Raw genomic sequence first — 25,445 nt, 5'->3', positions numbered from 1 at the left:
TACGTCACTCTTTTATTTTCATCCCTTAAACTCAAATTCTTAAATTAATTATCATTCACTACCTATTCGTAATCCTTTGAAAAATATTTTTTTGATAAATTTCAATCTCGAGGGCTCGAATGAATTTACTTAATAAAATGATTGCACCCATGACTTTAAATGAATTCAACTGCGACTACTTGCTGCAAAAGCCTTACTCAGCAGCATCCTGCGCACAAGACATCAGAAATGTTTTTAATTGGTCTGTGGCGATGGAAATCGTCAATTCACAGTATGATAAAACGTTTTTAGCAAAAAACGGAAAAGTCATCACCGAACACAACCCTCTCTGCGCTGATTCTGTCTGTAAGGGTCTCACTCAAGGGGCGACGTTAATCATACCCCACGCGGAACTCGCACACCCGACTTTCAAAAAGCTAGCAGGACACTTTCTGCATCACTACCCCCGTCCTTATGATGTTGAGCTTTATCTGACGCCCGAAGGAAATGAAGGTTTAGATTGGCATTATGATTATGAAGATGTGTTTGTCATGCAAAGTTCAGGAGTCAAAGAGTTCACTTTGCGCAAAAATAGCTTTTGGCCCATGGCTGCCGATCGCAGAATTTCCCAGAAAGAAGTTTGGATCAAGGAGCATTTTTTGAATGAAACCAAATGCACTTTGCACCCGGGCGATTGGCTTTATATTCCCGCTGGATATTGGCATAAAGCGAAGGCTTTAACTCAGTCCTATCATATTTCAGTGGGGCTTTCTTTCGACCGCCCCACTTTTGAACTCTCTCACGCCGTTTATAGATAGTCTATCGGTGAGTTTGATTTTTACGGAAAGTGTCTGAGAATCTTGGCGGCATAAGATTTGCGATCATATCCCATGTCGTTCCCATCAGACCTTCTTCTTTAATTTCTGGTTTCATCTTTTCAAATGCAGCTCCCATCATCTGAGCTTCTTCTGAACTAAAATTGTTGCGCGCCTTTTCAAACATCAATCCTTCCTCTTCTTGGATGTGATGTTCTAAAGCTTCTTTCAATTTTTTAGCGGTCGCTTTCCATGACATATTGGTTTTGTCTTCCAACTGAAGCAAGCGCAACAAGGTCTCCGCTTCCATGTGGTCCTTGTATCCGTGCATCGCGATTTCTTTAGCGCTGTCAACGGTGCGCAGGGAATTATAGAAAACGGACTCTTCTGCACGGGAATGTGGAATTAAGTCGTCACGAATCTCTTTGACTAAACGCTCGCGGCCCTCGCTATCATCTTCGCTAAGACTTAAAAGTTCATTCAGCAAGCCTTTAACTTTATCGTGATCGGTTTTCAACAATTCGTAAATTTCCATCGACACCTCCATGCGGTCACCCTAAGGAAGTCTCAATTAATTATCAATTGGACTCGTCAACATACATAACAGACAAACAGCATCTGACAATGACCTCAACCTGGATCTGGGGAACTGTATTAACTTTTTCTATAGAGTCCATAGAAATATAATAATTTTCTTTAGAGTCAGCCTCCCCTAACTTCAGTTCATCAACAATGAACAACAACGTTGAAAAACAACGAGAGAAAAAGGATGAACGCTATGAACACATTTATCGCTAACGACGGAACGAAATTATTTTATAAAGATCAAGGTCACGGACAACCTTTCGTATTTAGTCACGGCTGGCCTTTGAATTCAGACGCCTGGGAGGATCAAATGATGTTCCTCGCCAGCAAAGGCTACCGCGTGATTTCTCACGATCGCCGAGGTCATGGTAAGTCAGAACAGACATGGGATGGTAACAACATGGATACCTATGCAGATGACCTTTCCCAACTGCTTGAACACCTGGATGTTAAGAACGCCATCTTTGTCGGACACTCCACGGGTGGTGGCGAAATCACCCGCTACATCGGGCGCTATGGCACAAGTCGAGTTGCCGGCGCAGTTTTAATTGGAGCGGTGGCTCCAGGAATGATGAAATCACTTTTAAATCCCCACGGACTGACAATGGAGGTTTTTGACGGAATCCGTGCCGGAGTCATGAACGATCGTTCCCAATATTTCAAAGAGTTTACAACTGCTTTCTTTGGAGCGAATCGTCCTGGTAATAACGTCAGCCAAGGAATGATAGTGTTCCTCACGCCCAGGTGAAAGTTTATAAAGGCGGCGATCACGCATTGCCTGCAACCCACAAGCAAATGATCAATGCAGACTTACTGGCATTTGCCCAAGAAATCGAAATGCGTCGATCCGAGAATATGACGGCCGCTTGCAGTCTTTAAAAGAAACCAGACGTGTGGACGACGGTGGTCACAGCAAATATTAAAGGGGATCTTGCGATCCCCTTTATTCTCTGAAAGAATATTCCCATGGAAGAATTCGACACGCCTCCCCCGAATATCCCCTCGCCCCTTGAAACAATGCAGTCCCTGGGACTTGATTACAGCGTGGGAGCTTTGATTGCGGGAACTATTTTTGGTTTGATTGGCATATGGTTGTTCCGTAAAGGCCGACGAGAATCCCACATGCCGAATGTTATGGTGGGTCTTGGCCTTATGATCTATCCCTTGTTTGTGACATCAACGCTTTATACGTGGGTTGTCGGACTTTTGCTTTGCGGAGTATCTTATTACTACTGGCCCTACTAACGGGACGCCAACAAACTTTTTATGGCTTTTCTGATTGCCACAGGTGGTTTTCCGACAAGGATTCGTGCCCAATCAGAAATCTGTAATTCTCCTTTATAAAATCGGCTGACCAAGTCCGCGGGCAACTTGTAAAATCGTTGCAAAACCTGATAGCGCTGCTCCGGTGCGGCTGCCAAAAAGAGCATGCGATTTAGAGCAGGCAAAAATCTCAGCTGTGAACGGATTTTTTGATCGTGCTGTGCTAAAACAGACGTCCATTTTTCCAGGGGAGTTTTCACCAATAAATCAATGCGTGCGATCGTCGTCGGGAACGTATATCCAGTGACGGCGTGAAATAATTCGGATCGCGCCCCCAGACAGATATACTCCGAGCGACGTGCTTGGGACTCAAAAAATGGAAGAGGCAGACATCCAGATTCTTTTCGCTCGATACTCTCCACCGTCCATCCTTGTTCATTCAGATAATCTTGAATTCTTTCCCCCACAGCATCGGCATCTAAATCTGGGAAGTTTGAATAATACGTGTCTTCGACCAGCAAGCTTTTCTCGGTCCAAGGTAAAAGATAAAAAAACCGATACCCATCAATTTGTGGCACACGCACATCTTTTAGGAAGGCATAATCCAAACCGTGAGGTTTAGTTAATGTCACGTCCCAGCCCACGAACTTTTGATAGCCGTGATTCTTATTTTCGGACTGAGACCAACCTCTTGCATCAATCACCATCTTGGATTGAACTGTCGATCCATCTTTTAAGACCACATGCTGAGCGTCCAGGCCTAAAACTTCACAGTTAAAACGGATAGATTCAAAATAATTATTTGTTAGAAAGGCCGCGAACTCGTGAGCCCTGATGGCGTTATATTCCTGATTCAAAAATCTTTCGTAATCAGGGAAGGCGACTTTTTGTCGCGACCATTTTTTAGAAATGACAGTGCTGAGCCACTGAGCATCAGCTGGTAAATCCGTCGTATGGAAGCACCAAGTTTGATGGGAGGATAATTGGGGTTCACGTTCTATTAAGAGAACCTGCAAATCTGGCTGAAAAACTTTAAGGCCGTGCAAAAGCAAACCACCCGACAAACCGCCGCCAACTATAACGCAATCAAACTCAAGATGATCAACTTTATCGAACATGTTTTACAAATATCTCAGCGTGGGTTAGCAATCAATATATGAATCACTTTGAAAAGTTCGAATCCTACGTTCCATTCGATCTCCTGATTCCCAAAAACTTTGCGATAGCAGTCGCGGCCATAACCAGCGTGGTCCTTTTTCGCTATTTGGCCACCACATTTATGTTTTACCTGGTGTTTTATCGTCGACGCTGGAGCTGGAGTGAGACTCGACAAATCTATCCAAAGCTCCCTGATAAAAAGATTCAGCTGTACGAGATAAAATGGTCCAGTGTGAGCTCCATCATCTTCGGATTTGCTGGAGTGCTGATGGGTGTCTTCTGGCAACTGGGCTGGAGTAAAATCTATCTAAAGCTAGATCAATATGGCTGGTTATACCTTCTGTTAAGTGGTTTTTTAGTATCAGTCCTTCACGATTTTTATTTTTATGTGACACACCGCTGGCTTCACACGCCGTGGGCTTACAAACGCTTTCATGCCGTCCATCATGCTTCACTCCACCCGTCACCCTGGGCGTCGTTCTCTTTTCACCCCATTGAATCGCTGATAGAAGCAATCCCCTTACCTCTGATCACCCTGTTCTTGCCACTCCATCCTCTAGTAATCATCGCATATCTGACGATGGCGACTCTTTCGGCAATCATCAATCATCTGGGCTTTGAGGTCATGCCTGCAGGTGCCGGCAAAAATATTTTTGGAAAGTGGCTTATCTCTGGCACCCATCACGCAGGTCATCATCGGTTTTATAAATATAATTTTGGCTTATTCTATACGTTCTGGGATCATATCTTGGGAACTCAGCACCCAGAATATGAAAAACAATTTCAGCAAAACACGGAAGTAAAGCTTGAATCGTGAAGTTTTATCGGCAGAGGGATTGCGAAAATCCTACGGCACTCGCAAAGCTCTGGAAAATGTCAGCTTTAAAATCTCTACGTCGGAGATCGTGGCCCTGCTGGGACCTAATGGTGCTGGAAAAAGTACGACTTTAAAAATCTTACTAGGTCTGCGTCAAGCAGACCACGGTCTTTTAAAAGTACCTGGCCGCGAAAAGGTTGGATATGTCGCTCAGGAACTTTCCTTTCCTTTGCATCTTAAAGTCATCGAAGTTCTTAAGCTGGTTCAGGCCCATTATGAAAAACCTGTGCAACTCACAGAAATCATACATCGCTTTCAACTTGAAGGGTTTCTTCATTCTTTGACGGGTGGACTTAGCGGTGGAGAAAAAAGGCGTTTAGCCTTAGCTTGTGCTTTACTAGGATCTCCTGAATTATTGATCTTGGATGAACCGACGACAGGACTGGACGTCGAATCAAGAATAAATCTTTGGAAAGAAATTCAAGAATTTTCCCGCGCAGGCGGTGCCGTATTACTATCAACCCATGACCTTAACGAAGTCTCGCAAATTGCCGATCGAGTGATCATCATTGATCACGGTCAGGTTCTGCAAGAAGGCGAAGTCGCGTCTATCACTCGCAGCTTGAAAGTAAAGACCTTACGCTTCCGATCCGACAAGCCCCCCATTTCCACACATATTTTAGAGACTAAATTCGAAGACGGATTTTATTATGTGTTAACTGAACATGCGGAGCAGCTTTTATATGAATTGATGGGTAAGGGATTTACCTTTGAAGATCTTGAGATCACATCTGCTTCTCTGGAAGAAGCTTTCATAAAGATACGCAAGGCACATCATGGTTAATTATTTGCGCCTATTAAGGATTCACATTTACACTCAGTTGCTTGAGCATTTTCGACAGCCGATGTATGTCGTCTCCACACTTATTTTCCCTGCCATGTTTTTTTGGTTCTTTGGAGTTCCGAATGCCAAGACTTCGGATGCAGCCCTCCTTTTGGTGGGATCTTTTTCTTGCTTTGCCGTCTTAGGCGTCGTCCTGTTTCAATTTTCCATAGGCATCGCCCAGGAAAAAAATACGCCTTGGTCGAATTACCTCAGCGTGCTGCCGCTTCCCGATTCTTTGCGATTGATCCCTAGAATTTTGAACAGCTTTTTTATAGCTGGTCTATCGGTTTTAGCTGTGACCGCCGTCGCTTTAATCAGCACTCCCTTGAATTATTCCGATATTTCGGGGTGGAGTTTTATGGCGGCTCTTGCCTTGGGTGCCATTCCATTTGCTTTATTTGGTGCGGGACTTGGCTACGCAGCGAATTCAAAATCCATTGTGCCGCTGGCAAATTTGGTTTACCTTCCACTTTCTTTTGCGGGTGGTCTTTGGATGCCACCCCAAGCACTTCCTGCCAGTATCCAGGAAATTTCAAAATATTTACCGACTCGCTTTTTCGGTGAATTTGTCTGGGCCAGTCTTTTGAAAACCCCTCTGAATTCAGAAAATATTTGGGGACTTACCGCCTACACGGCGGTCTTTTTAATTTTTGCGATTTTTTATTTTAAAAAATACCAAGCGCAAGAGTTTCGTTAACACCAGGATAGCCCTCACTGTACCACTGCCACCAAGCCAGAATCATTATCAAGTGACCGACGAAAATAAAAAAGTGGCTCCACATTTCGACACGATCTGAATGTTGAGCCAAATAGCGATACCAATGCAATCCTTCATCGATCAAGGAATAAACGATGCTAAGACTTACCAACACCAGAGCTGGAATTCTAAGAAAAACTGGAAAGTGATAAGCAAGGCATAAAACGATCACACTGGTAATTCCTGCAAAAATAGTTATGTGGTGAACCAAGGCCTCCGCCTTTTGCAGAAATTCTTTATAGACAGTTCGGTGACCGATTGTATCGAATGCGATTGCGGTCGAAAAAATAAATATTCCCACAGGAATGTTATATACATAGGCTGGGTATTGAACACCGTGAGTGTATCCGACGCCAATAAATGCGGCGACCACGGCAAACAGACCGTACATCATACCGACCCACAGAATATAAACGATCCAGTCTTTTAAGGAAAATTCCCTCACGCGGCTGGCATAAATCCACGTCTCATATAAAAAACTTGTGTTCACTCAAACCTCCAGGTGGTCTGCGGAATTCGCAAAGAATCTGTGCTCACCTTGGCGCGAATTCGCATTAACAGCAACGTCGCTGTTGCCTTAGTAACTAAAATTAATTTTTCAAAGCTCGTGACATACACACGCTGATCCAGTCCACGGGACTTGGATTTTTTAATTTTCGCTCCGATTTGACTATATACAAAACCCGCAATCAAGACCGCCCATGCAGAGCGAAAACTTAAATAACGAAGTCCTTCATAACCAACGGAGTATAATTCCTGAGCCCGGTTCAAAAGTCGATCTTGAACAAGCTTAAGACTTTCGCGATGAGCGGGGTTTAATAAATCATCCACCGGCACATCATACTCGAGCAACCATTCCAAAGGCAAATAGACGCGGCCTCGATGAGCGTCCTCTGCAATGTCTCGACAAATATTCGTCAGCTGCATGGCATTTCCAAGTGCCACCGCATGTTTCAAAGCTTGATCAGAATAAACTCCCATCACGTGGCACATCATCAAGCCGACGACACCAGCAACGCAGAAACAATATTCTTCCAGATCACTCAATGTTTGATAACGTCGCCCTTGAACATCCATTTCCATCCCCCGCAACAAATACAAGGGATATGCACCGGGAATCTCATGATTTTGGATCACTTGTGCCAAACCTTGGAAAGCGAAAACCTGTGAATTTCGCTTTTCATTCAGTTGTACACGTAAGTCCTGCAAGCGAGCGATAGCCGTTTGCGCAGGGACTTCATCAATCCTGTCATCACAATAACGACACCAACTGTACAATCTCCACGCCGACTGCTTTTGATCTTTCGAAAAAAACAACGACGCTGCCGCAAAACTTTTAGAGCCTTTGCGAATTGCCTCATGATGTCTTTTTATTTCAGACATTAATATCCTCGATGACCAGACCCGCAGTCGCCTTGGCGGAGTTCACTACACCCGGCACTCCTGCCCCCGGATGCGTTCCAGCACCTACAAAATAGAGGCCCTTTAGCTTAGAATCTTTATTGTGCTGTCTGAAAAAAGCACTTTGTGTAAGCTTCGGTTCCAAAGAAAACGCAGACCCATGATAAGAATTCAGTTCAGTCACAAAGTCTTCAGGTGTGAAAATTCTTTGCGTCACGATATTTTCTCGCAGCCCGGGCATGTATTTCTCTTCCATATAACGCAAAATCTTATCGGCAAAAATCGGTCCCTCTTTTTTCCAATCGATATTCATTTTTCCTAAGTGTGCCACGGGAGCCAGAACATAAAAACATTCGTGACCTTCCGGTGCTAAGGAAGCGTCCGTCAAACTTGGAACATGCAGATACAATGAAAAATCATCAGGCAAGGAGCCTTTTTGAAAGATGTCCTCCAAAAGTTCCTTATAGCGAGGACCAAAAAGAACATTATGATGGGCCAGGTGCGGATACTTGCGTTTCGTTCCGAAATAAATCAAAAACAAACTCATGCTGAAACTCTTATTTTGAATTTCTTTGGCGCGTTTTTGAACCAGGGGTTCGTTCTTTAATAAATCCTTGTAGGTGTGAACCACATCACCATTGCTGACCACGGCACAACAATCCCATATCTCTCCGTCACGGGCACGAATCCCGCAAACTTCCCCGTGAGAGGATAAAATCTGGTCAATCTCCTTTTGATAGACGATTTCCCCACCCATCTCTTCAAAATATTTGACCATCGCCCGAACCAGAGCACCTGTTCCCCCTTTGGGAAAATAGACGCCCCAGTTCCTTTCCAAGAAATGAATCAACGTATAAATGGACGATGTACTAAAAGGATTTCCCCCGACCAACAGGGAATGAAAAGAGAATGCCTGGCGAAGATGCTCGTCCTTAATAAATTTTGAAACGACATCGTAAACACTGCGGTACGCTTCCAGTTTTACCAACTGTGGAGCCACTTTCACCATGCTCCAAATATTAAGAAAAGGCTTAGCGGCAAGCTTGGTATAGCCTTCGTTAAAAACCTCCTCGGAGTATTTCAAAAATTTGCGATAGCCTTGCAGGTCGGCAGAAGATTTTTTTTCAATCTGACCTTCCAGGGATTTCACGTCATTGCTGTAATCGAATTTATAACCATCATCCCAGAGCAATCGGTAAAACGGCATAACGGGCATCATTTCGACATAGTCAGACATTTTTTTACCTTTAAGGGCAAAAAGCTCTTCTAAACATTCAGGAGCGGTGATGACCGTGGGTCCCGCATCAAAGGTAAAGCCTTTGTCCCTGTAAACATAAGCGCGGCCTCCAGGCATGTCGCGTTTTTCGAATATACGCACGTGAAAACCAGCTGCCTGCAAACGAATGGCAGCGCTCAGTCCGCCGAACCCACTTCCAATAACTGCAATTCTTTTTTTAGTACGCATGAGAAATTTTCTCCGTTAGCTTAAGCAATTCCTTCAGTGCCGAAGGATTGAACCGATCTGTTTCATATTTTTCAAAGTCAAGAGTCAGACGAGAATGCAAATCCAGTGCTTTAAGCAAGGCCTTGCTTTTAAAATTTGTTTCTTCAAAAAAGTTAAAAAGTGCGGATTCATCCGGCAAAGCCGTCACGGCCATTTTAAATTTCTGCCAAATTAATTCATCACTGCTTTCCGCAACAATGGACCACAACCACGACGGGCGACGCAGTTTGAAATCTTCAAGGGATTTCGGATCTTCACTTTGAAAGCGGAGGTTCCCCAGGTCATCAAACCTTTGCAACGAGGCCCCCAATTCAGCACCTAAGTGATCTAAACGGGAAAGATCCACAGAAGGATTCGCGATTAAAGCTCCCAGTTGAAGTGCTAGCGCCACCAAAGCCCCACTTTTCATAAGGTGACTGGATTCAACCAGATGAGGAATGTCATCTTTATTGGCCGTCATCAAATCAACCCCAAGGTCCAAGGCTTGTCCTTGATGGGCTTTTGCCATGACGTTATGAGCACACTGCAAAAGTCGCAGCTGACACTCCATTGTTATCGGCAGACGATGAATGCTTTCTAAAGCTTTAAAATACATCCAGTTCCCTGCATTGAGAGCTTTCGGCATTCCATAGAGTCGATGGATCGTTGCTGAGCCCCTCCTCTGCACACTATCATCTTGTATGTCATCGATAATTAAAGAGCCAGAATGAATCCATTCCAAAACGTCACAAATAATATTCAACGACATCGACTGTTCCATCGTGGCGGGCTCCCTTTGATGAAGTCCGAAACCAATGCGAACCAAATCGCTGCGAAAATCCTTCCGAGGTCTGGCAAGAAATTCCTCTACAGGACCAAACAAAGAATCTTTCCAAACCTGAGAGACGGCGTCCAATTTATCCAAAAAGATTTTTTCCTGCATGTACTGCATTATTGTTTCATGTATTCGCAAAGTGGACTGCGCGAAGTGACTCCGCCCGCTTGAACTGTCATCATAAGACTGCACAAATCGTAGCCTTGATCTTTCAAATTTTGAGTGATGTTTTTTAAATCGCCAGAATCCAGTTGAGGTGTGCGAGACAAAATCCAACCGTACTTACGCGTCGGATGGCCAACCACGGCGTAACGATAGTCTTTATCCAAATCGATAATCCAGTAGTCGCCGCCAAAAGCGTAAATCCATCCGAAAAGTTTAACGAAGGTGACCTTCAGTTCAGCATTTGAATCCGTGTTAACCACTTTGGCTTGGCCTTCAGAAACAGAGCGGGAACCGTCTTTGGTTTCACAACTGTTAACTACTTCGACTCTCCCGTTGCCAAGATCTTTATATTCCGCTGTGACGCCCCCCACACATTGCTTTTGAAATGAGTGTGGGATGGAGGCGATTTCGTACCATTTTCCGATGTATCGAGTCAGATCTACCTTAGAAACAGTTTTAACGTCGGCGTAGGAAAACGAGCTAAATATTGAAAACCCTAAGAAAATTAGTAATGCCGTTAAGCTTCTCATTCAATCTCCTAAAAGTTTACATACTCTATGAATCTTTAGAATTGCTATCCACCTAATTTATTCGATAATCGTTAGGTAACTTTGCGAGGTCCCTTGAAAACACAAATTATTGATAGTGCGGAAAAAATGTTTTTCAACAATGGCTACAAAGGCACATCTCTTCAAGAGATTGCTGACAGCATGCAAATCAAACCAGCATCTTTGTACTATCACTTCCCAGGCGGCAAAGAGGAAATCTATGTCGAAGTCTTACGCAACAGATTGGATCAGTACCGCGAGCAAGTTCAAGCGATGAAACAGAATTGTGCTGATTTGGAAACATTCTTAAAGTCATTTGCACACTGGTACATTTTGCAGCCGCCGATGAATATGTCCCTGATCTCTCAAATGGACATGCCCCACTTGAGTCCTCTTGCAAAGCAAACAGTCATGCAGTTAGTTTCTACATCGATTTTTGCCCCCCTCCGCGAAACGATGGCACAATCTTCCGACAAGATTAAGGCTTTTGAGCTGACGCGTTTAGTGGGAATCTATATCTCTTTGCTAAATGGGATGAGTCTGGCAACAAAGCAAGGGTACACGGATCCCAAAAACATCGTCGAAGATTTCATCGAAATGATGATGCGTGGGATTCTAAAATCCCCTGAGGCCTAGCAATTATTGCGGAGCGACTGATTTCCATCTTTACTAATGTGCCTTTTATTGTTACATTACGGCTCCTCATCAAGGAGTTTCTATGAATTTGTTTTACTCTCCAGGCGCGTGCGCACTTGCTTCGCAAATTGCACTTCGTGAAGCCGGTTTAAATTTCGAACTTGTTAAAGTAGACCTTAAAGCGAAAGAATACGCTGGCGGCGACTACAAAAAAATCAATCCAAAAGGTTATATCCCCGCACTTCAACTTCCAAACGGTCATATGATGACTGAGGGTGCGGTGATCTTGCAGTGGATCGCTGATCAAGTTCCAGAAAAAAATCTTCTTCCAAAATTTGGAACGATGGAACGTTATAAAGCAATGGAGTGGCTAAACTTTATCGCGACTGAAATCCACAAAGGTTTAGGATCACTGTTCGGTGGCGCTGTGATGAACGAAGAAACGAAAGAGCAAATCAAAGCTAAGGTGGGATTGCGCTTAGCTGTTTTGGACAATCACTTGTCGCAAACTCCCTACATTTTGGGCAATGAGTTTTCTGTGGCAGATGCTTATGCTTACAATGTTCTTCGTTGGACGGGCTTGGTGGGTGTAGATATCTCTAACCACACAAACCTGCAAAAGTTCATGGGCAATATGTCAGAGCGTCCAACGGTTAAAGAAGCTGTTGCTGCTGAAGGCATCCGCCTTTAGTTTTGACTTGCAAAGAGATGTTACTTAAAAAGCCCAGGCATAAACTCCTGGGCTTTTTTTTATTTATTTGTATATCGCTCCAGCCAATGGGCATAAGGAGCTGGCAGAACCCAAGAAGGCGTTTCCTTCTTAAGTTCTAGCGCTGCCTGATAAACCCAATGTGGATTTGCCAGATGCGCTTTACCTATCATCACGACATCTAACTGATTTTCACGCACGGTTTTATCAGCCAACATGGGAGTATCCACACCCCACGCAGTTGCAACAGGCAATCCAGTTTCGCGACGAACACGTTCTGCAAACGGCGCCAGGAACGCTGCACGCCCACGGAATTGTTGCCGTGGGCGTGCAGAAGTTCATACTGACATTCACCATATCAAGACCGATTTCACGAAACTGCTTTATCAAGGCAATGGATTCAGACAATGTTTCCTCGTCCCTGCCATCAAACTCAATCACACCGAACCGTGCCGTCAAAGGCAGATGGGCTGGCCATACTTTACGAACGGCCGCGAGCGTTTCGCGGAGGAATTTTCCACGGTTTTCAGCACTGCCACCATATTCGTCCGTACGATGATTCGAATGCACAGAGAAAAAACTTTGGGCCAAATAGCCATGCGCAAAGTGCAGTTCTAGCCATTCAAAACCCGCCTCCACGGCACGCTTTGCTGCACTCACAAAATCATTTTGCACTCTGAGGATATCCTCATGGGTCATTTCTTTCGGCACTTTAGGCAAATTTGCCCCATACGCCAATGCGGATGGAGAAATGGTTTGCCAGCCACGAGCATCGTCTGCAGCAATGTGATCATCACCTTGCCACGGAAGATGAGCACTGGCTTTTCTGCCAGCATGGGCAATTTGGATACCCGGAACAGCTCCGCCCGCTTTGATACCTGAAGCTATTTTTCTAAGGGCTTGCATTTGAGTCTCGTTCCAAAGCCCTAAACACGCAGGGGTGATACGACCTTCGGGTGCGACCCCTGTCGCTTCAACGATAACCAACCCTGCCCCACCACGGGCCAAAGATGTGTAATGGGCTAAATGCCAATCATTCGCCACACCTTCCGTGGCCATGTACTGACACATCGGAGGAACCGCAATGCGGTTCCTTAATGTCACGTCCTTCAACTTAAATTCACTGAATAAATCTGACATTTTCCAGAACTCCTATTTTTTAGACTGCAGAAGCTCCACCACTTTACGTCCCACACTGTGAGCGCTCTGTGGATTTTGTCCAGTCACTAAACGACCGTCGACAACGACTTTGTCTTCCCAGTTTTTTCCGCCCTCGTAATTAGCTCCACGCTCTTGAAGCTTTGATGCCAACAAGAATGGCACGACTTTCGTTAAGCCTACTTCTGACTCCTCCGCGTTGGTGAAGCCGTTCACACGTTTGCCTTTGATTAAGTACTCACCATTTGAAAGCTTGATGTCGACCAAAGCTGCAGGCCCATGACAGACTGCTGATACAATTCCGTCATTTTCATAAATTGCAGCAGCAACGCGACTGATGTCTTTATTATTAGGAAAATCCCACATGGCACCGTGACCGCCCGCAAAGTGAACCAGGCGATATTTTTTTGGGTCCACTTTCGACAAAGGCAAAGTTTCTTGAACTTGCTTCATCAAACCTGGATCTGCCAGAAATTTTTTATTGTCCTCGTCTTTAATTTCACGACTGCCTGGATCCATGGGAGCGGCTCCGCCTTGGGGACTCGCGAAATCAACCTGATAGCCAGCGGCTGCCAGAGGATAATAAACATGGGTGACTTCAGAAAGATACCAGCCAGTGGGCTTTCCTGTCTCACCTAATTGACTATGACTCGAAATAACAATGAGCGCACGATTTTCCACATCTGACCTCTTTGTCTTTGCCTCAGCAAAACTCGCAGTTAGAACCCATCCCATAATTAAAGCATTTATCGTTTTAAGCATTGAAGCCTCCGTGATCTATTTATAGGTAATACGCTGCCACTCAGATCCTCATAAATCCAATTCATTGTTTTCATATAAGCTATCGATTATACTCATATCAGAGGTTCCTATGAAAAAGCCCTTGGATTTAAATCTTTTAGTTGTTGTCGAAAGTCTGTATCGCACTTTGAATGTTTCAAAAACCGCGCAAGAGTTAAGCGTGACCCAATCTGCGATTAGCCATGGACTGAAAAAACTCCGAGAGCACTTCAATGACCCTCTCTTCGTACGGGCCTCTAAAGGTATGACTCTGACCGAAACAGCCAAACGTCTCCGCCCTCAGATTGAAGATCTGGTACATAAAGCCTTGAATCTTTCCCTAGAAAACGAAAAGTTTGATCCATTAAAGATCAGCGATCGCATTACGATTGCGACCTCTGACTATATTGAGATTTTAGTTATGCCAGCCATTCTAAAACGCTTAAAAACAGAAGCGCCTCATTTACAAATTTCCATCCGCCCCACGCGGGGAGATTTTCCAAAAACCGAATTAGAAAGCGGAGTCTTTGATATGGCGATCGCGGGATTTTATAAAAATCTGCCTGAGGGCTTTTATGAAACCAAAGTTTTAGAAGACACCTTTTCAACCGCTTACCGAAAAAAGCACCCTCTGATACAAGGCGAAATAAAGCCGGCACAGTATTCTGAATTAGAGCACGCCTTGATCACTCTGCAAGGGGATTTCAAAGACGACTTAACCAAGAAGGCCGGAGAAAAAAGAAAGCCACGAAAGATTGTTTTTGGCTCTTACAGTTTTACGGGTTTAGCTTTCACCCTGTCCCAGTCCGACCTCGTGCTGACGGCTCCCACCCTGCTTTTAAATAAATATGCTGAATACTTCCCGATCCAAGTTCAACCCTCGCCTTATCCCATGCCGGCCATAAACATGCGCATGGTGTGGCATTCACGCACTCACAAAGATCCCCTGCGCTTGTGGTTCAGAAACGTCATCAAGAGTGAGTTGGCCAAGATTTCAAGGACTAGCTAGTGCTTTAAAGACCGCCCGTATTGTTGATGATCTTGGTCTTCATAGTTTAGGGCCTCGTTATCACGGATCGCCTGATTGATTTGGCGGGGCTCCGGCTGTTTTGGGGACTGTTTACCTGCGGGCTGAACCGTTGATTTCTCTGCTTTTTCTTGTGACTGTTTTTGAGATTGGAATTTAGACATAAAAAAGGGCCTCCTGTTAGGGACGCCCTTAGTTTAAATCAATGTTTATAAAATCGCGCAAAAGTGCCAATCAACACTGGCAATTAGTGGCGACGAACTGATTGTTTTTTCAAGATCATGCTGAAGGGACCACCACAAACGTTTTCCGTGCCATTGTCTCTAAGAACAATAGTTTTTGTCGACGGTTTGCCTCTTCTTGGACGAGGTGCGGGTGCTGACATATCCATTTGCAAAATGTTATTACGAGGACCTTGCAACATGCCACCTGCTTCGTTCACCAAACGCGTTTGATTGAAGGTAATGCTATTTGCAGTCGCAGAATAAGTACCTTCACCAATCATCGTGCAGTTTTGCCAGCAGCGGTCTTCGACATTAAAAATGCTTTGTGTATAACCACCGTCTTGTCTTAACGAGAACTCGATTGCCACATCCGTGATGCGTGCATGGTTGTCGCAACGGATTTCTGCGTCGTAAGTGCCAGGCTGAATGGACTGACCGTATTGACCATTTTGGGGACCTTGGCCCGGCTCATAAGGTCCGATAACTGTTCCTTGCGGATAAACTTCATTGGCGGGAGCAGGACCTCCGCCGCCACCGGAACTTGAATTACAGCCGACAACTGCTAGTGCTACGATCATCACTGAAAAAATAGATTTCATTGTATTCACAGACCACTCCGACAATTAGTTAGAGAAACAAGACGTGTAACTTATACCACAGAATGAAAAAAGCCCCAGGGGTCACCCTGAGGCTTTGCAATGCTTTCCCACTTGTTCAAACTTTAGACAGCGCTTTTCGTCACTCTGGGACTACCATCCCACCTGCTGGCAATAGTTCGATCTGACGATGTAGTTCATGTCGGACACCTGCACCTTTAAACCGACATAATCTTTTTCTACAGAAACGAAGGTCTTACGGTCATCGGATTTAAACATCATCACTTCTGGGTTGGAATTCTGGAAATCATACTTAACAACCTTCGTTGCCAGGGTCTCTCCCCGGCCCGTGATTTTCATCGTCAAAGAGTCCCGGCAGTCCTCGATGATCGTCACCGCATCCGCACCTGCGAGGTCCCCTGAGATGATAGGACAGCGGTAAACACCCGACGCCAAAGAAGTTGAAGCAGCCAGAAAAATCACGACAGAAGAAAATAACGCTTTCATAGATCCCCTTAAAATTTTACTCGTACGAAGATGATTTCAGAAAGGTCTTGATTCGACCAGAGCCTTTGCGATGCAGCAACTGAATACGCATCTTACAAATTCATCATAGAACCATCCCACTTCGAGTTACCAGTTCAAAACTTCTTCCATAACTGGCGCATAAATGTCTCGAGATCGCCACGCCCAGAATTATTTTTATCCACTTGCCGAAAACGGATTTAGTATAAGGCTGCCAGTGCGGCCTTAAACCATGGAGGTTTAATTTATGAAACACTCAATGAACTCCAAAACGAACATGAAACGCTCAAATTCATCGAATAAAAATAGTTCCGCAATGAATTCTATGAACACTATGAATTCAATAATTCACAACGAACAAAGGAACATTCCCACAAAGAGTTCGGAAAGGAACTCTCCTAAAAACTCCTCACACAACCATGATGATGAGTAGCTATTCAACGGGAAGGTTCAACGCCTTCCCGTTGTTTTTTGTATTTTCACGCAGCGACCTTGCAGTGTTATCAAAAAAAGACAACCTAAAATGATTTGTTTGTTCCGAGAATCCTAGGATATGACTCGAAGTTCGTCGTGAATCTGTTCATAATCACGACATTCTCTCTGGTGCCCACCTCTGCTCAGTCGTACGCTGAGACTGCCCGAACAAGGCATAACAAGGAGGTCTTTATGGCTAACCAACAAAGCAATCAATCTGGCAAACAACAACAGGGCCAAAAAACAGGTCAGGAAAATTGGAACCAGCAACAAGGCGGCAATAAATCTTCGTCTCAAACTGGCCAAGGCAACCAACAATCTTCTAATCAAAATCAAAACCAAGGCCAACGCAGCGGCATGAATCAAGGTGAATAAGGAGGATCGTATGAAAAATTCAGGCGGATCTCGCTCGGGATCATCAAAACAATCCGGCAGCAGTTCGAAATCAAGCTCTTCCAGCAATCGCAGAGGCTCTTCTAATAAAGGTTCCTCTTCACGCTCTGGAAGCTCCAACAGAAGCTCTTCTTCGTCCATGGAAGATGAAGAATAACTCTCTCTAAAAAAAGGAAGGCCTCACACCCTTCCTTTTTTCCTTAATGGAAGAAGATTATGGCAACAAATACTGGCAAGAATTTTCGCAGAGGAGCCGTCAAGCATCGTTCCCAAGTTGAAAATCCCCGCAATGAGGATTTCACAAAACGAGATGAAAGCGGCAAATTCATCGACCAAAAAGAAGACAAAACGCCTTTCAAAGGCGTTCGTAAAGAGCACAAATCGTAAAGCCCGCCAACGCACTTATGCGATTGGCAACACGTCCAAGTCTTTGGGTTTAATTTTGCGAAGGTCTTCAGGGATGGCTTTTAATATTGCTTCTCCCAACGCATCGACAAGTTCTGACTTATAATGCTCACGACGGCAGACCATCCCGATTTCGCGGGCTGGAATGGGGCGCTCGAATTGCACCACTTGACTGCGATCCCCGATCGTATGAGTCGCCAGCTGTGGTAACAATGTATAGCCACCATATAAATCCACTAAATTCTTTAACGTTTCTAAAGAACCACTTTCGAACTTATATTTGCGTTCGACCCCACCTTTTTTCTTTTTGATGGAACACAGATCTAATATCTGATTACGCAGACAGTGGCCTTCTTCTAAAAGCCAAATGTCATCCATACCCAAAGACTGATATTTGATTTTTTTATGTTGAGCATATTCGTGATTCTTGTCGCACAAGACATAAAAAGGCTCATAGTAAAGCGGATATTCAAACATCGCCGGCACCTGAGTCGGAGTGGCAAGGACCCCGACATCGATTTCGTCTTTGTTTAACGCTTCGATGATTTGATCCGTCTGCATTTCTTTAATGTTGAGTTCTAGGTCTGGCAAAGTTTCCACGCACACGGGTAACAAGCGAGGCAGCAAGTATGGAGCTATCGTCGGGATGATCGCCACCGTCAGCGTTCCCTTGCGAGAACCTTTTGTACCTTCAAGCAGGATCGTTTCAATCTTTCGGGCTTCAAATAAGACCGTCTGCATTTGAGAAATTAACTTCTTACCTGCATCCGTTAACAGAATAGGCTTCTTGGAGCGATCAAAGATCACGACTCCAAGTTCATCTTCGAGCTTCTGGATTTGCATGCTTAACGTAGGTTGGGTGACGTTGCAGGCGTCTGCGGCCTTAGCAAAATGTCCATACTTATGGACAGCCATGACATATTCGAGCTGCGTCAAAGAAAAGTTAACCTTTAATTTCACCGTGAACCCCTTGTCTTATAAGGATTCTACGTCAATAGATAAAATCTATCAAGGTATATTTATAATCTATTTTACTAATAGGCTCGGATCTTCTAGTCTAATCAAGTAGCAAGTTATTTGATCCGCAAGGATCCCCTACACAACACCATTATTCTTAGGAGAATAAATGCAAACTATCATCAACACGCAAGTGCCTGATTTCAAAGTGCAAGCTTACCACAACAACGGTTTCAAAACTGTGACTAAAAACGACCTTAAAGGCAAATGGGCTATCTTTTTCTTCTACCCAGCTGACTTTACATTCGTTTGCCCAACTGAATTGGGTGACATGGCTGATAAATACGCTGATTTCCAAAAATTGGGCGTAGAAGTCTACGGCGTTTCTACAGATACTCATTTCACGCACAAAGCATGGCATGATGCTTCTGAAACAATCAAAAAAATCAAATACCCAATGTTGGCAGACCCTACATTCCAATTGACTCGCGCATTCGGCGTTCACATTGAAGAAGAAGGTTTGGCTTACCGTGGTACTTTCTTGGTAAATCCAGAAGGTAAAATCGTACTAGCTGAAGTTCAAGACAACGGTATCGGCCGTAACGCTGATGAGTTGTTCCGCAAAACTCAAGCGGCTCAATACATCGCTGCAAACCCAGGTGAAGTATGCCCAGCTAAATGGACTCCAGGTAAATCTACTTTGAAACCTGGTTTGGACCTAGTTGGTAAAATCTAATTTGTTTTAGATCAGTTACCGAACGTTTCAACGGTTGGTGCGGTGGCTCTCTCCCCGCACCAGCTCTCCATCGACGATTTTAAAGGTCCTATTCAAGTTCTGAATGGCAGCTTTAAGATCGTTTTTTATTAAAGGAGGCTCTCTCAATGTTAGATTCATCACTCCGCGAACAACTTGTTTCTGTATTCGGCAAACTTGAAAAGCCGGTAGAACTCCTCATCGATAACAGCAGCCACGAAGATCACAAAGACCTTCTTGAAATGTTAAACGATGTGGCAGAGACATCTCCCAACATCCTCGTTAAAGAATCTGGTAATACTTCGCCAGTTCCTGCGTTCCACATCGCCTATCAGGGCAAACCGACAGGAATTTCATTCAAAGGCATTCCAGGTGGACACGAATTCACCTCGCTGATCCTTGCGATTTTAAACACTGACGGCAAAGGCAAGTTGCTGGATAGCTTACTTGTGGACCGTGTTCGCAGATTAAACAAGGGCATCACAGTTCAGACGTTTATGTCTTTGACTTGTGAAAACTGCCCTGAAGTTGTTCAAGCTTTGAACTTGATCACACTGGCTCACGGAAACATGAAGCATGAAGTGATCGATGGTGGCTATGTGCAAGACGAAGTTCAAAAATTGGGCATCCAAGGCGTTCCAAGTTTGGCTGGTAACGGTAAAATGTTCCACTCGGGTCGCATCTCTGTTTTGGATTTGATTGAAAAGCTTGAAAAAACTTTTGGCATCGATGCGAACGCCTCTGCGGAACCCGCTGAGCCCGTGAACAAAAACTTAGGCCATTTTGACGTGTTGGTTATCGGCGGCGGTCCTGCGGGAGCTTCTGCTGCGATTTATTCCGTTCGCAAAGGTCTCAGCACAGCTTTGATCACTGAAAAAATCGGGGGTCAGGTGCAAGAGACAAAGGGCATCGAGAATTTAATCGGTGTAACTTACACTGAAGGTCCTCAACTAGCAGCGCAACTTAACCAACACGTTGCAAGTTACCCCGTGCGCGTTTTGGAAAATCGCCGTGTGAAAACCATCAAAACCGAAGGCAAAATCAAAACGATCGAGCTTGAAAGTGGCGAACACATGGTTGCTGATTCCATTATCGTCACAACGGGTGCGAAATGGCGTGAACTCGGTGTCGAAGGCGAAAAAGAATACATGGGACGTGGTGTGGCGTACTGCCCTCACTGTGACGGTCCATTCTATAAAGGTAAAAAAGTCGCTGTTATCGGCGGAGGAAACTCTGGCGTCGAGGCAGCGATCGACCTTGCTGGTATCGTTCGCGAAGTTGTGGTTATCGAATACAATAATGAGCTTAAAGCGGACCGTATCCTTGTTGATAAACTGAAATCATTGCCCAACGTATCTGTGATCACAGGTGCAAAAACTGAAAAAGTTTTGGGTGATGGCGCGAAAGTTCATCAGCTGGAATACACAGATCGTGAATCCAACAAGCTTGAAAAATTGGATCTGGATGGTGTGTTCGTGCAAATCGGGCTGGTTCCAAACAGCCAGTTCCTAAAAGGGACTGTGGAACTCACCAAGTTCGGTGAAATCATCACGGACGAAAAATGCCGCACAAGCGTGAAAGGCATTTACGCTGCCGGTGACGTTACCACGACTCCGTATAAGCAGATTGTCATCGCCATGGGCGAAGGCGCAAAGGCAGCGCTCGCAGCCTTTGAAGATCGCATGTACGACCACGCCTAAAATACCCTGCCTCTTGTCGGCTGACGCGGCATGCATCCTTGCATTTCGCCGCGAAGCCGACAAAAATATCCCACCATGACTGAAACGACTGCAGCGACCCCACAAGCAAAACCTGAAAATAGCTGGCTGAATTTAATCTTCAACATCGTGTTGCCGGTTTTGATTCTGAATAAACTGACAAAGCACATCGGTCCGATGAATGCGCTGATCTTGGCCTTAGCCTTTCCGATCATTTACGGCATCTATGATCTTTTAAAGCGTAAAAAAGTAAATGCTTTTTCGGTTCTGGGTTTGCTGAACGTGGGTTTAACCGGAGGACTTGCTGTCATCGGAATTCACGGATTCTGGTTCGCAGTGAAAGAAGCCGCCTTCCCCACTTTAGTGGGCCTCTTTGTTTTTGGCTCTGCCTTCACAAAAAAACCATTCATCGAAAGCCTTTTCCTTAACCCCGGCGTGATGAAAGTTGATCTGCTAGAAGAAAAATTGAAAGAAAATGGCAAACAAGCCGAATTCCATCAGCACATGAGAAGCGCTACCATGTGGCTCTCGCTCTCATTCGCTTTCAGTGCGATCTGTAACTTTGTCCTAGCAAGAAAGATCTTCCTAGACATCGATACCAACCTAGCCGCCGAGGCCCAATCAGTCATCCTTAACGAGCAAATCGCCAAGATGACCACATGGTCCATGGCGATCATCATGGTCCCATCCATGGCCTTCCTACTAGGAATCTTCTGGTACCTCATGAAGGGTGTAAAAAAATACTCCGGCCTAAACACCGACGAACTGCTGAAATCCTAAAACCGTTTTTCACGGGCCGACACTAAAAGTCACCGGATTCAAAATTCCCGGGCGGCGGCGGAGGTGGCGGAATAAACTCGCTGCCATTGCTAAACCCATTACCATCAAAACTTGGTGCCATTGGCGGCGGTGGTGGTGGCGGCACATCCCCAAAATCCTCAGGAGAAATATTTGGAGCTGGCACATAACCATCTTGGAAGTCATCAAATGTTGGTGGAGGTGGGAATGAGGAGTTGCCACTGGAGCTTGAAACTCCCCCGCCGCGGCCAAAACCACCTGAAGACCCACCAGATCCGGCGGTCTTAGTTCCAAAGTTACGTTTCGCGAAATCGAAACGTGGACGTTCCTCGTCGAGCCCTAATTCTTGAGCTAAAGTCGGAAGCCCTTTTGCTGTGCGGTCCAAAGCTTTACGCTTGTGAGACTGTGCCGCAAAATCTTTTCGCGATTCCTCGTATTCAGCCTGTTCGGCTTTCTTTTTGTTTTCCCATTCGCGATATTCAGGACTGTTTTCGTTCATGACTAAACCTGTTTGAGGTTTATTCTTTTTGTACTCCGCAAGATCCCGCTCTTTTTCCGTGTCCCACTGCTCCTGGCTTTCAAGAAACGCACGCTTGCCGCCGTCCCGGGCTTCATCAAAGCGTTTGATCTTGCTTTGATGCTCAGCAAAACCACTCAGACGCTCTTCATCCGCGTCCATCGCATGCGAGAGTGTTGCTGTTAGGGTCAACGCTAAAATGAGGAGCAAATTGCTTAGAAGATTCATTCTTGACCCAGTCTATCAGGAGCCTTCCTTTTTTTTGAGCAAACAAAAAAAGATGCTCGACCTTTGTCTATTTACTGAATAACTTATGCCCTTGTATCAAGGAGTCACATGGACGCAATGCAGAGCATCGGAATCTTCGCAGCACAGACCTTTCTAATCCTCTTTGCTATTTTGGCAGTCATCATTGTCATCGCAATCATCGCCGCAAAAGCAGGACACAAACCAGAAGTTGAAGTGGAACTTTTGCACAAGAAATACAAAGGCTTCCGCAATCTCCTTAAAGCTCACACAGTTTCTAAGTCAGAACGCAAAGAGCTTAAGAAAAAACTTAAAGAAGAACGTAAAGCAAACGACTCAAAGGCCCAAGGCCATGAAAAGAAAATTTTCGTCGTCGACTTTGAAGGCGACGTCAAAGCGTCGGCGGTTGAAAATCTTCGCGAAGAGATCACAGCTGTTCTAACGATCGCGACTCCGCAAGACGAAGTTGTTGTTCGTGTGGAAAGTCCGGGGGGCGTGGTGCATGGTTATGGCCTTTGTGCTTCGCAGTTGATGCGCGTGCGTGAAAAAAACATTCCCTTGACCGTTTGTGTGGACAAAGTGGCAGCCTCTGGCGGTTACTTGATGTCTGTGACAGCTAACAAAATCCTTTGTGCCCCTTTTGCGATCGTGGGCTCTATCGGCGTTGTGGCTCAAGTCCCTAACCTTCACCGTGTTCTAAAAAAACACGATGTTGATTTCAAAGAATACACAGCGGGCGAATACAAACGCACGGTCAGCCTTTTGGGAGAGATCACCCCTAAGGGTGAGGAAAAATTCAAACAACAGCTTGAAGAAACTCACGTGTTATTTAAGGGTTTCGTCGGCAAATTCCGTCCACAACTAAATCTTGAGCAGGTTGCGACCGGAGAATACTGGTATGGCGAACAAGCTATCTCCATGGGCTTAGTTGATGAAATCCGCACCAGCGATGATTACTTAATGACCTTGGCGGAAAAACACCAAGTGATCAAAGTCTCATTCGAGCAAAAGCAATCTCTCAGTGACAAGCTGACTGGCATTTTGGGTAAAGCCATCAAAAAAGGAACTTTGTCCATCGTCGAAGAACTAGAAACACGTCGCTTTCTTTAAGAATCAACACAGGAGGACCTCATGTTGAATACAATCGCAAAAGGATTATTGCTGGGAGCTGTGGCTCTAGGTATGGGCGCTCAAGCAATCGCTGCGCCCTCGAATGCTGAATTGAAAATCGGTATCTCTCAAGAATTCGAGACGATGAACCCGATCATCATGACGATGTCGGCATCTTCGTATATGTACCGCATGACAGGTCGTACCTTAGTGAACCTGACTCCTGAAGGTAAATGGGTTGCACAGCTTGCTAAAGAAATCCCTTCTATCGAAAAAGGGACCGCGAAAATCATCGACGATGGCGGTAAAAAGAAAATCGTAGCCACTTGGGAAATCATCGACGCTGCTAAATGGGGCGACGGTAAACCTTTGATCTGTGCTGACTTTGCAGCGGCTCAAAAAATCGCTGTATCTCCGACTGTTGCAGTGGGTGAAAAAGAGCAATGGACTCAAGTCGAAAAAATCGACATCGATCCAAAAAATCCTAAAAAATGCACTTTCAAATATGACAAGGCCAAATGGGATTTTTATCAAATGGGTCAATTTGCGCCGGTTCCGGCTCACTTAGAGCTTTCAGTATTTGAAAAATACGGCAAGCAAAAAGAAGGCTACGAAAAGAACTCTCACTATGTTCGCAACCCGACCAACCCAGGTCTTTACACAGGTCCTTACGTGATCACAGAAGTAAAATTGGGTTCTCACGTGTCTTTGGCACCGAATCCACACTTCTATGGTAAAAAACCGAACATTCAAAAAGTTATTGTAAAACTGATTCCAAATACGAGCACGTTGGAAGCGAATCTTCGCTCTGGCACTATCGATATGATTTCAGTTCTTGGTTTGGATTTTGACCAAGCTTTGGCTTTCGAGAAAAAAGCAAAAGCGGAAGGTTTGCCTTTCGAAGTGCAATTTGTTCCATCGATCACTTACGAACATATCGATCTGAATTTGGACAACCCGATTCTAAAGGACGAAAGAGTTCGCAAAGCTCTTTTGTACTCGATCAATCGTGACGACCTCGTAAAAGCCTTGTTCGAAGGCCGTCAAGAAGTGGCTGCGCACAATGTCTCCCCTAAAGATCCATGGTTCACAAAAGATCCAAAGCAGGTGACGTTGTATTCCTACTCAAAAAGAACTGCTGGAAAACTTTTGGATGAGGCTGGTTGGAAAATGGGAGCCGATGGCTACCGCTCCAAAGACGGCAAACGCCTCTCTTTGAACTTCCAAACAACGGCGGGTAATAAAACTCGTGAGTTAGTACAAGTTTATTTGCAAAACCAATGGAAGCAAAACGGTATCGAAGTACTGGTTAAAAACGAGCCAGCACGTGTGTTCTTTGGTGATACGATGTCGAAACGCAAGTTCTCTGGCATGGCTTTATTTGCGTGGGTTTCTTCTCCGGAAAGTTCTCCTCGTTCAACTCTTTCATCAAAAGCAATTCCTTCCAGCAAAAATGGTTGGTCAGGCCAAAACTTTATGGGCTGGGTGAATGCCCAAGTTGATAAAGACTTGGATGCTTTGGATCTTGAGTTCGATGCTAAAAAACGCGTTGAACTTTCCCACAGCATTTTAAAGCAGTACACGAACGAAGTTCCGGTACTTCCATTGTACTATCGCGCTGACATCTCTGTTGTTCCTAAAAACTTGAAGGGCTTCAAAATGTCTGGCCACCAGTATTACGAAACGAACGAAATCGAAAACTGGTCTTTGTAATCTAAGTTTTTAA

General features: G+C 44.9%; 30 protein-coding genes and 2 pseudogenes. 18 read left to right on the top strand and 14 right to left on the bottom strand.

Annotated features, from left to right (window positions below; genetic code table 11):
- The first annotated feature begins 119 nt into the window (after window positions 1-119).
- The gene (locus B9G69_RS12470; RefSeq protein WP_265437772.1) at window positions 120-797 is read left to right on the top strand and encodes a JmjC domain-containing protein; all 678 of its coding nucleotides are present in this window, start codon (window positions 120-122) and stop codon (window positions 795-797) included.
- Window position 798: 1 nt separating this feature from the next.
- Here B9G69_RS12470 and B9G69_RS12465 read toward each other — a convergent pair whose 3' ends face one another.
- Window positions 799-1,329 carry a hemerythrin domain-containing protein gene (locus tag B9G69_RS12465; protein WP_176400922.1) on the bottom strand — a complete coding sequence of 177 codons (531 nt, stop codon included), beginning with the start codon at window positions 1,327-1,329 and terminating at the stop codon, window positions 799-801.
- Between the two features lie 243 nt (window positions 1,330-1,572).
- Between B9G69_RS12465 and B9G69_RS12460 the strand changes: the two are divergent.
- The 3 genes and pseudogenes from B9G69_RS12460 to B9G69_RS12450 all read left to right on the top strand — a co-directional run.
- Window positions 1,573-2,106: pseudogene (locus B9G69_RS12460) on the top strand (alpha/beta fold hydrolase); the annotation flags it as partial.
- A gap of 17 nt (window positions 2,107-2,123) precedes the next feature.
- Complete coding sequence (locus tag B9G69_RS12455) at window positions 2,124-2,258, top strand: hypothetical protein (protein WP_254916800.1); 135 nt, start codon at window positions 2,124-2,126, stop codon at window positions 2,256-2,258.
- 87 nt (window positions 2,259-2,345) lie between these two features.
- The gene (locus B9G69_RS12450) at window positions 2,346-2,624 is read left to right on the top strand and encodes a hypothetical protein (RefSeq protein WP_088614816.1); all 279 of its coding nucleotides are present in this window, start codon (window positions 2,346-2,348) and stop codon (window positions 2,622-2,624) included.
- Here the strand turns inward: B9G69_RS12450 and crtY are convergent.
- Entirely contained in the window at window positions 2,621-3,760 is a 1,140-nt protein-coding gene (crtY, locus tag B9G69_RS12445; RefSeq protein WP_088614817.1) for a lycopene beta-cyclase CrtY, read from the bottom strand. The genes B9G69_RS12450 and crtY overlap by 4 nt on opposite strands.
- Before the next feature lie 38 nt (window positions 3,761-3,798).
- On the opposite strand from crtY, the gene B9G69_RS12440 reads away from it, so the two are divergent.
- From B9G69_RS12440 to B9G69_RS12430, 3 genes are read left to right on the top strand one after another with little or no spacing between them, the layout of a single operon-like run.
- The gene (locus tag B9G69_RS12440) at window positions 3,799-4,617 is read left to right on the top strand and encodes a sterol desaturase family protein (RefSeq protein ID WP_088614818.1); all 819 of its coding nucleotides are present in this window, start codon (window positions 3,799-3,801) and stop codon (window positions 4,615-4,617) included.
- Window positions 4,607-5,461, top strand: a complete 855-nt coding sequence (locus B9G69_RS12435; RefSeq protein ID WP_088614819.1) for an ABC transporter ATP-binding protein — start codon at window positions 4,607-4,609, stop codon at window positions 5,459-5,461. The genes B9G69_RS12440 and B9G69_RS12435 overlap by 11 nt, the downstream gene beginning before the upstream one ends.
- Window positions 5,454-6,200, top strand: a complete 747-nt coding sequence (locus B9G69_RS12430; RefSeq protein ID WP_088614820.1) for an ABC transporter permease — start codon at window positions 5,454-5,456, stop codon at window positions 6,198-6,200. The genes B9G69_RS12435 and B9G69_RS12430 overlap by 8 nt, the downstream gene beginning before the upstream one ends.
- On the opposite strand, the gene B9G69_RS12425 is transcribed toward B9G69_RS12430, so the two are convergent.
- From B9G69_RS12425 to B9G69_RS12405, 5 genes are read right to left on the bottom strand one after another with little or no spacing between them, the layout of a single operon-like run.
- Window positions 6,169-6,750, bottom strand: a complete 582-nt coding sequence (locus B9G69_RS12425; RefSeq protein WP_088614821.1) for a hypothetical protein — start codon at window positions 6,748-6,750, stop codon at window positions 6,169-6,171. The genes B9G69_RS12430 and B9G69_RS12425 overlap by 32 nt on opposite strands.
- Window positions 6,747-7,643, bottom strand: coding sequence for a phytoene/squalene synthase family protein (locus tag B9G69_RS12420; RefSeq protein WP_088614822.1), 897 nt, complete (start codon window positions 7,641-7,643; stop codon window positions 6,747-6,749). Before B9G69_RS12420 ends, B9G69_RS12425 begins: the two co-directional genes overlap by 4 nt.
- Window positions 7,636-9,126, bottom strand: coding sequence for a phytoene desaturase (locus tag B9G69_RS12415; RefSeq protein WP_088614823.1), 1,491 nt, complete (start codon window positions 9,124-9,126; stop codon window positions 7,636-7,638). Before B9G69_RS12415 ends, B9G69_RS12420 begins: the two co-directional genes overlap by 8 nt.
- Window positions 9,116-10,096, bottom strand: a complete 981-nt coding sequence (locus B9G69_RS12410) for a polyprenyl synthetase family protein (protein WP_088614824.1) — start codon at window positions 10,094-10,096, stop codon at window positions 9,116-9,118. The genes B9G69_RS12415 and B9G69_RS12410 overlap by 11 nt, the downstream gene beginning before the upstream one ends.
- Complete coding sequence (locus B9G69_RS12405; protein ID WP_088614825.1) at window positions 10,096-10,674, bottom strand: lipocalin family protein; 579 nt, start codon at window positions 10,672-10,674, stop codon at window positions 10,096-10,098. The genes B9G69_RS12410 and B9G69_RS12405 overlap by 1 nt, the downstream gene beginning before the upstream one ends.
- Window positions 10,675-10,767: 93 nt before the next feature.
- Between B9G69_RS12405 and B9G69_RS12400 the strand changes: the two genes are divergently transcribed.
- Together B9G69_RS12400 and gstA are read left to right on the top strand one after the other, a co-directional pair.
- Window positions 10,768-11,328, top strand: a complete 561-nt coding sequence (locus B9G69_RS12400; protein WP_088614826.1) for a TetR/AcrR family transcriptional regulator — start codon at window positions 10,768-10,770, stop codon at window positions 11,326-11,328.
- 82 nt (window positions 11,329-11,410) lie between these two features.
- Window positions 11,411-12,019, top strand: coding sequence for a glutathione transferase GstA (gene gstA, locus B9G69_RS12395; protein WP_088614827.1), 609 nt, complete (start codon window positions 11,411-11,413; stop codon window positions 12,017-12,019).
- 59 nt (window positions 12,020-12,078) lie between these two features.
- Here gstA and B9G69_RS12390 read toward each other — a convergent pair.
- Together B9G69_RS12390 and B9G69_RS12385 are read right to left on the bottom strand one after the other, a co-directional pair.
- A pseudogene (locus B9G69_RS12390) lies at window positions 12,079-13,177 on the bottom strand (NADH:flavin oxidoreductase/NADH oxidase).
- A 12-nt stretch (window positions 13,178-13,189) separates the two neighbouring features.
- Window positions 13,190-13,957 carry a type 1 glutamine amidotransferase domain-containing protein gene (locus B9G69_RS12385; RefSeq protein ID WP_254916801.1) on the bottom strand — a complete coding sequence of 256 codons (768 nt, stop codon included), beginning with the start codon at window positions 13,955-13,957 and terminating at the stop codon, window positions 13,190-13,192.
- 109 nt (window positions 13,958-14,066) lie between these two features.
- Between B9G69_RS12385 and B9G69_RS12380 the strand changes: the two genes are divergently transcribed.
- Window positions 14,067-14,984 (top strand): LysR family transcriptional regulator, encoded by a 918-nt coding sequence (locus B9G69_RS12380; protein ID WP_265437771.1) that lies wholly within the window; start codon window positions 14,067-14,069, stop codon window positions 14,982-14,984.
- Here B9G69_RS12380 and B9G69_RS12375 read toward each other — a convergent pair.
- The 3 genes from B9G69_RS12375 to B9G69_RS12365 all read right to left on the bottom strand — a co-directional run bounded on the left by B9G69_RS12375 (window position 14,981) and on the right by B9G69_RS12365 (window position 16,329).
- Window positions 14,981-15,166: a hypothetical protein gene (locus B9G69_RS12375; RefSeq protein ID WP_088614829.1), complete on the bottom strand. Its 186-nt coding sequence runs from the start codon at window positions 15,164-15,166 to the stop codon at window positions 14,981-14,983. The genes B9G69_RS12380 and B9G69_RS12375 overlap by 4 nt on opposite strands.
- 83 nt (window positions 15,167-15,249) lie before the next feature.
- Window positions 15,250-15,825: a hypothetical protein gene (locus B9G69_RS12370; protein WP_088614830.1), complete on the bottom strand. Its 576-nt coding sequence runs from the start codon at window positions 15,823-15,825 to the stop codon at window positions 15,250-15,252.
- 150 nt (window positions 15,826-15,975) lie between these two features.
- The gene (locus tag B9G69_RS12365) at window positions 15,976-16,329 is read right to left on the bottom strand and encodes a hypothetical protein (protein WP_088614831.1); all 354 of its coding nucleotides are present in this window, start codon (window positions 16,327-16,329) and stop codon (window positions 15,976-15,978) included.
- A 684-nt stretch (window positions 16,330-17,013) separates the two neighbouring features.
- On the opposite strand from B9G69_RS12365, the gene B9G69_RS12360 reads away from it, so the two are divergent.
- The 3 genes from B9G69_RS12360 to B9G69_RS12350 are packed head-to-tail and all read left to right on the top strand — an operon-like array spanning window position 17,014 to window position 17,601.
- Window positions 17,014-17,196: a hypothetical protein gene (locus B9G69_RS12360; protein ID WP_088614832.1), complete on the top strand. Its 183-nt coding sequence runs from the start codon at window positions 17,014-17,016 to the stop codon at window positions 17,194-17,196.
- A gap of 10 nt (window positions 17,197-17,206) precedes the next feature.
- The gene (locus tag B9G69_RS12355) at window positions 17,207-17,371 is read left to right on the top strand and encodes a hypothetical protein (protein ID WP_176400923.1); all 165 of its coding nucleotides are present in this window, start codon (window positions 17,207-17,209) and stop codon (window positions 17,369-17,371) included.
- A 59-nt stretch (window positions 17,372-17,430) separates the two neighbouring features.
- A complete protein-coding gene (locus B9G69_RS12350) occupies window positions 17,431-17,601 on the top strand; it encodes a hypothetical protein (protein ID WP_176400924.1) in 171 nt (56 codons plus the stop codon).
- 15 nt (window positions 17,602-17,616) lie between these two features.
- On the opposite strand, the gene B9G69_RS12345 is transcribed toward B9G69_RS12350, so the two are convergent.
- A complete protein-coding gene (locus B9G69_RS12345) occupies window positions 17,617-18,579 on the bottom strand; it encodes a hydrogen peroxide-inducible genes activator (RefSeq protein WP_088614833.1) in 963 nt (320 codons plus the stop codon).
- 166 nt (window positions 18,580-18,745) lie between these two features.
- On the opposite strand from B9G69_RS12345, the gene ahpC reads away from it, so the two are divergent.
- The 3 genes from ahpC (at window position 18,746) to B9G69_RS12330 (ending at window position 21,828) form a co-directional block, all read left to right on the top strand.
- The gene (ahpC, locus tag B9G69_RS12340; protein ID WP_088614834.1) at window positions 18,746-19,312 is read left to right on the top strand and encodes an alkyl hydroperoxide reductase subunit C; all 567 of its coding nucleotides are present in this window, start codon (window positions 18,746-18,748) and stop codon (window positions 19,310-19,312) included.
- A 146-nt stretch (window positions 19,313-19,458) separates the two neighbouring features.
- A complete protein-coding gene (gene ahpF, locus B9G69_RS12335; protein ID WP_265437770.1) occupies window positions 19,459-21,030 on the top strand; it encodes an alkyl hydroperoxide reductase subunit F in 1,572 nt (523 codons plus the stop codon).
- Between the two features lie 75 nt (window positions 21,031-21,105).
- Window positions 21,106-21,828, top strand: coding sequence for a VC0807 family protein (locus B9G69_RS12330; protein ID WP_088614836.1), 723 nt, complete (start codon window positions 21,106-21,108; stop codon window positions 21,826-21,828).
- Window positions 21,829-21,850: 22 nt separating this feature from the next.
- Here the strand turns inward: B9G69_RS12330 and B9G69_RS12325 are convergent, their stop codons facing one another.
- Window positions 21,851-22,591, bottom strand: a complete 741-nt coding sequence (locus tag B9G69_RS12325; protein WP_265437769.1) for a hypothetical protein — start codon at window positions 22,589-22,591, stop codon at window positions 21,851-21,853.
- A 108-nt stretch (window positions 22,592-22,699) separates the two neighbouring features.
- Between B9G69_RS12325 and sohB the strand changes: the two genes are divergently transcribed.
- On the top strand, window positions 22,700-23,719 hold the full coding sequence (sohB, locus tag B9G69_RS12320; protein ID WP_088614838.1) for a protease SohB: 1,020 nt from the start codon (window positions 22,700-22,702) through the stop codon (window positions 23,717-23,719).
- Window positions 23,720-23,740: 21 nt separating this feature from the next.
- Window positions 23,741-25,432 (top strand): peptide ABC transporter substrate-binding protein, encoded by a 1,692-nt coding sequence (locus tag B9G69_RS12315; RefSeq protein ID WP_088614839.1) that lies wholly within the window; start codon window positions 23,741-23,743, stop codon window positions 25,430-25,432.
- Window positions 25,433-25,445: the final 13 nt, after the last annotated feature.

It is taken from the genome of Bdellovibrio sp. SKB1291214, assembly GCF_002209355.2.
In the GTDB taxonomy this organism is placed as follows: Bacteria; Bdellovibrionota; Bdellovibrionia; order Bdellovibrionales; family Bdellovibrionaceae; genus Bdellovibrio.
The sequence above is the reverse complement of the archived record's forward strand: the minus strand, read 5'-3'. Positions and strand labels throughout refer to the sequence as shown.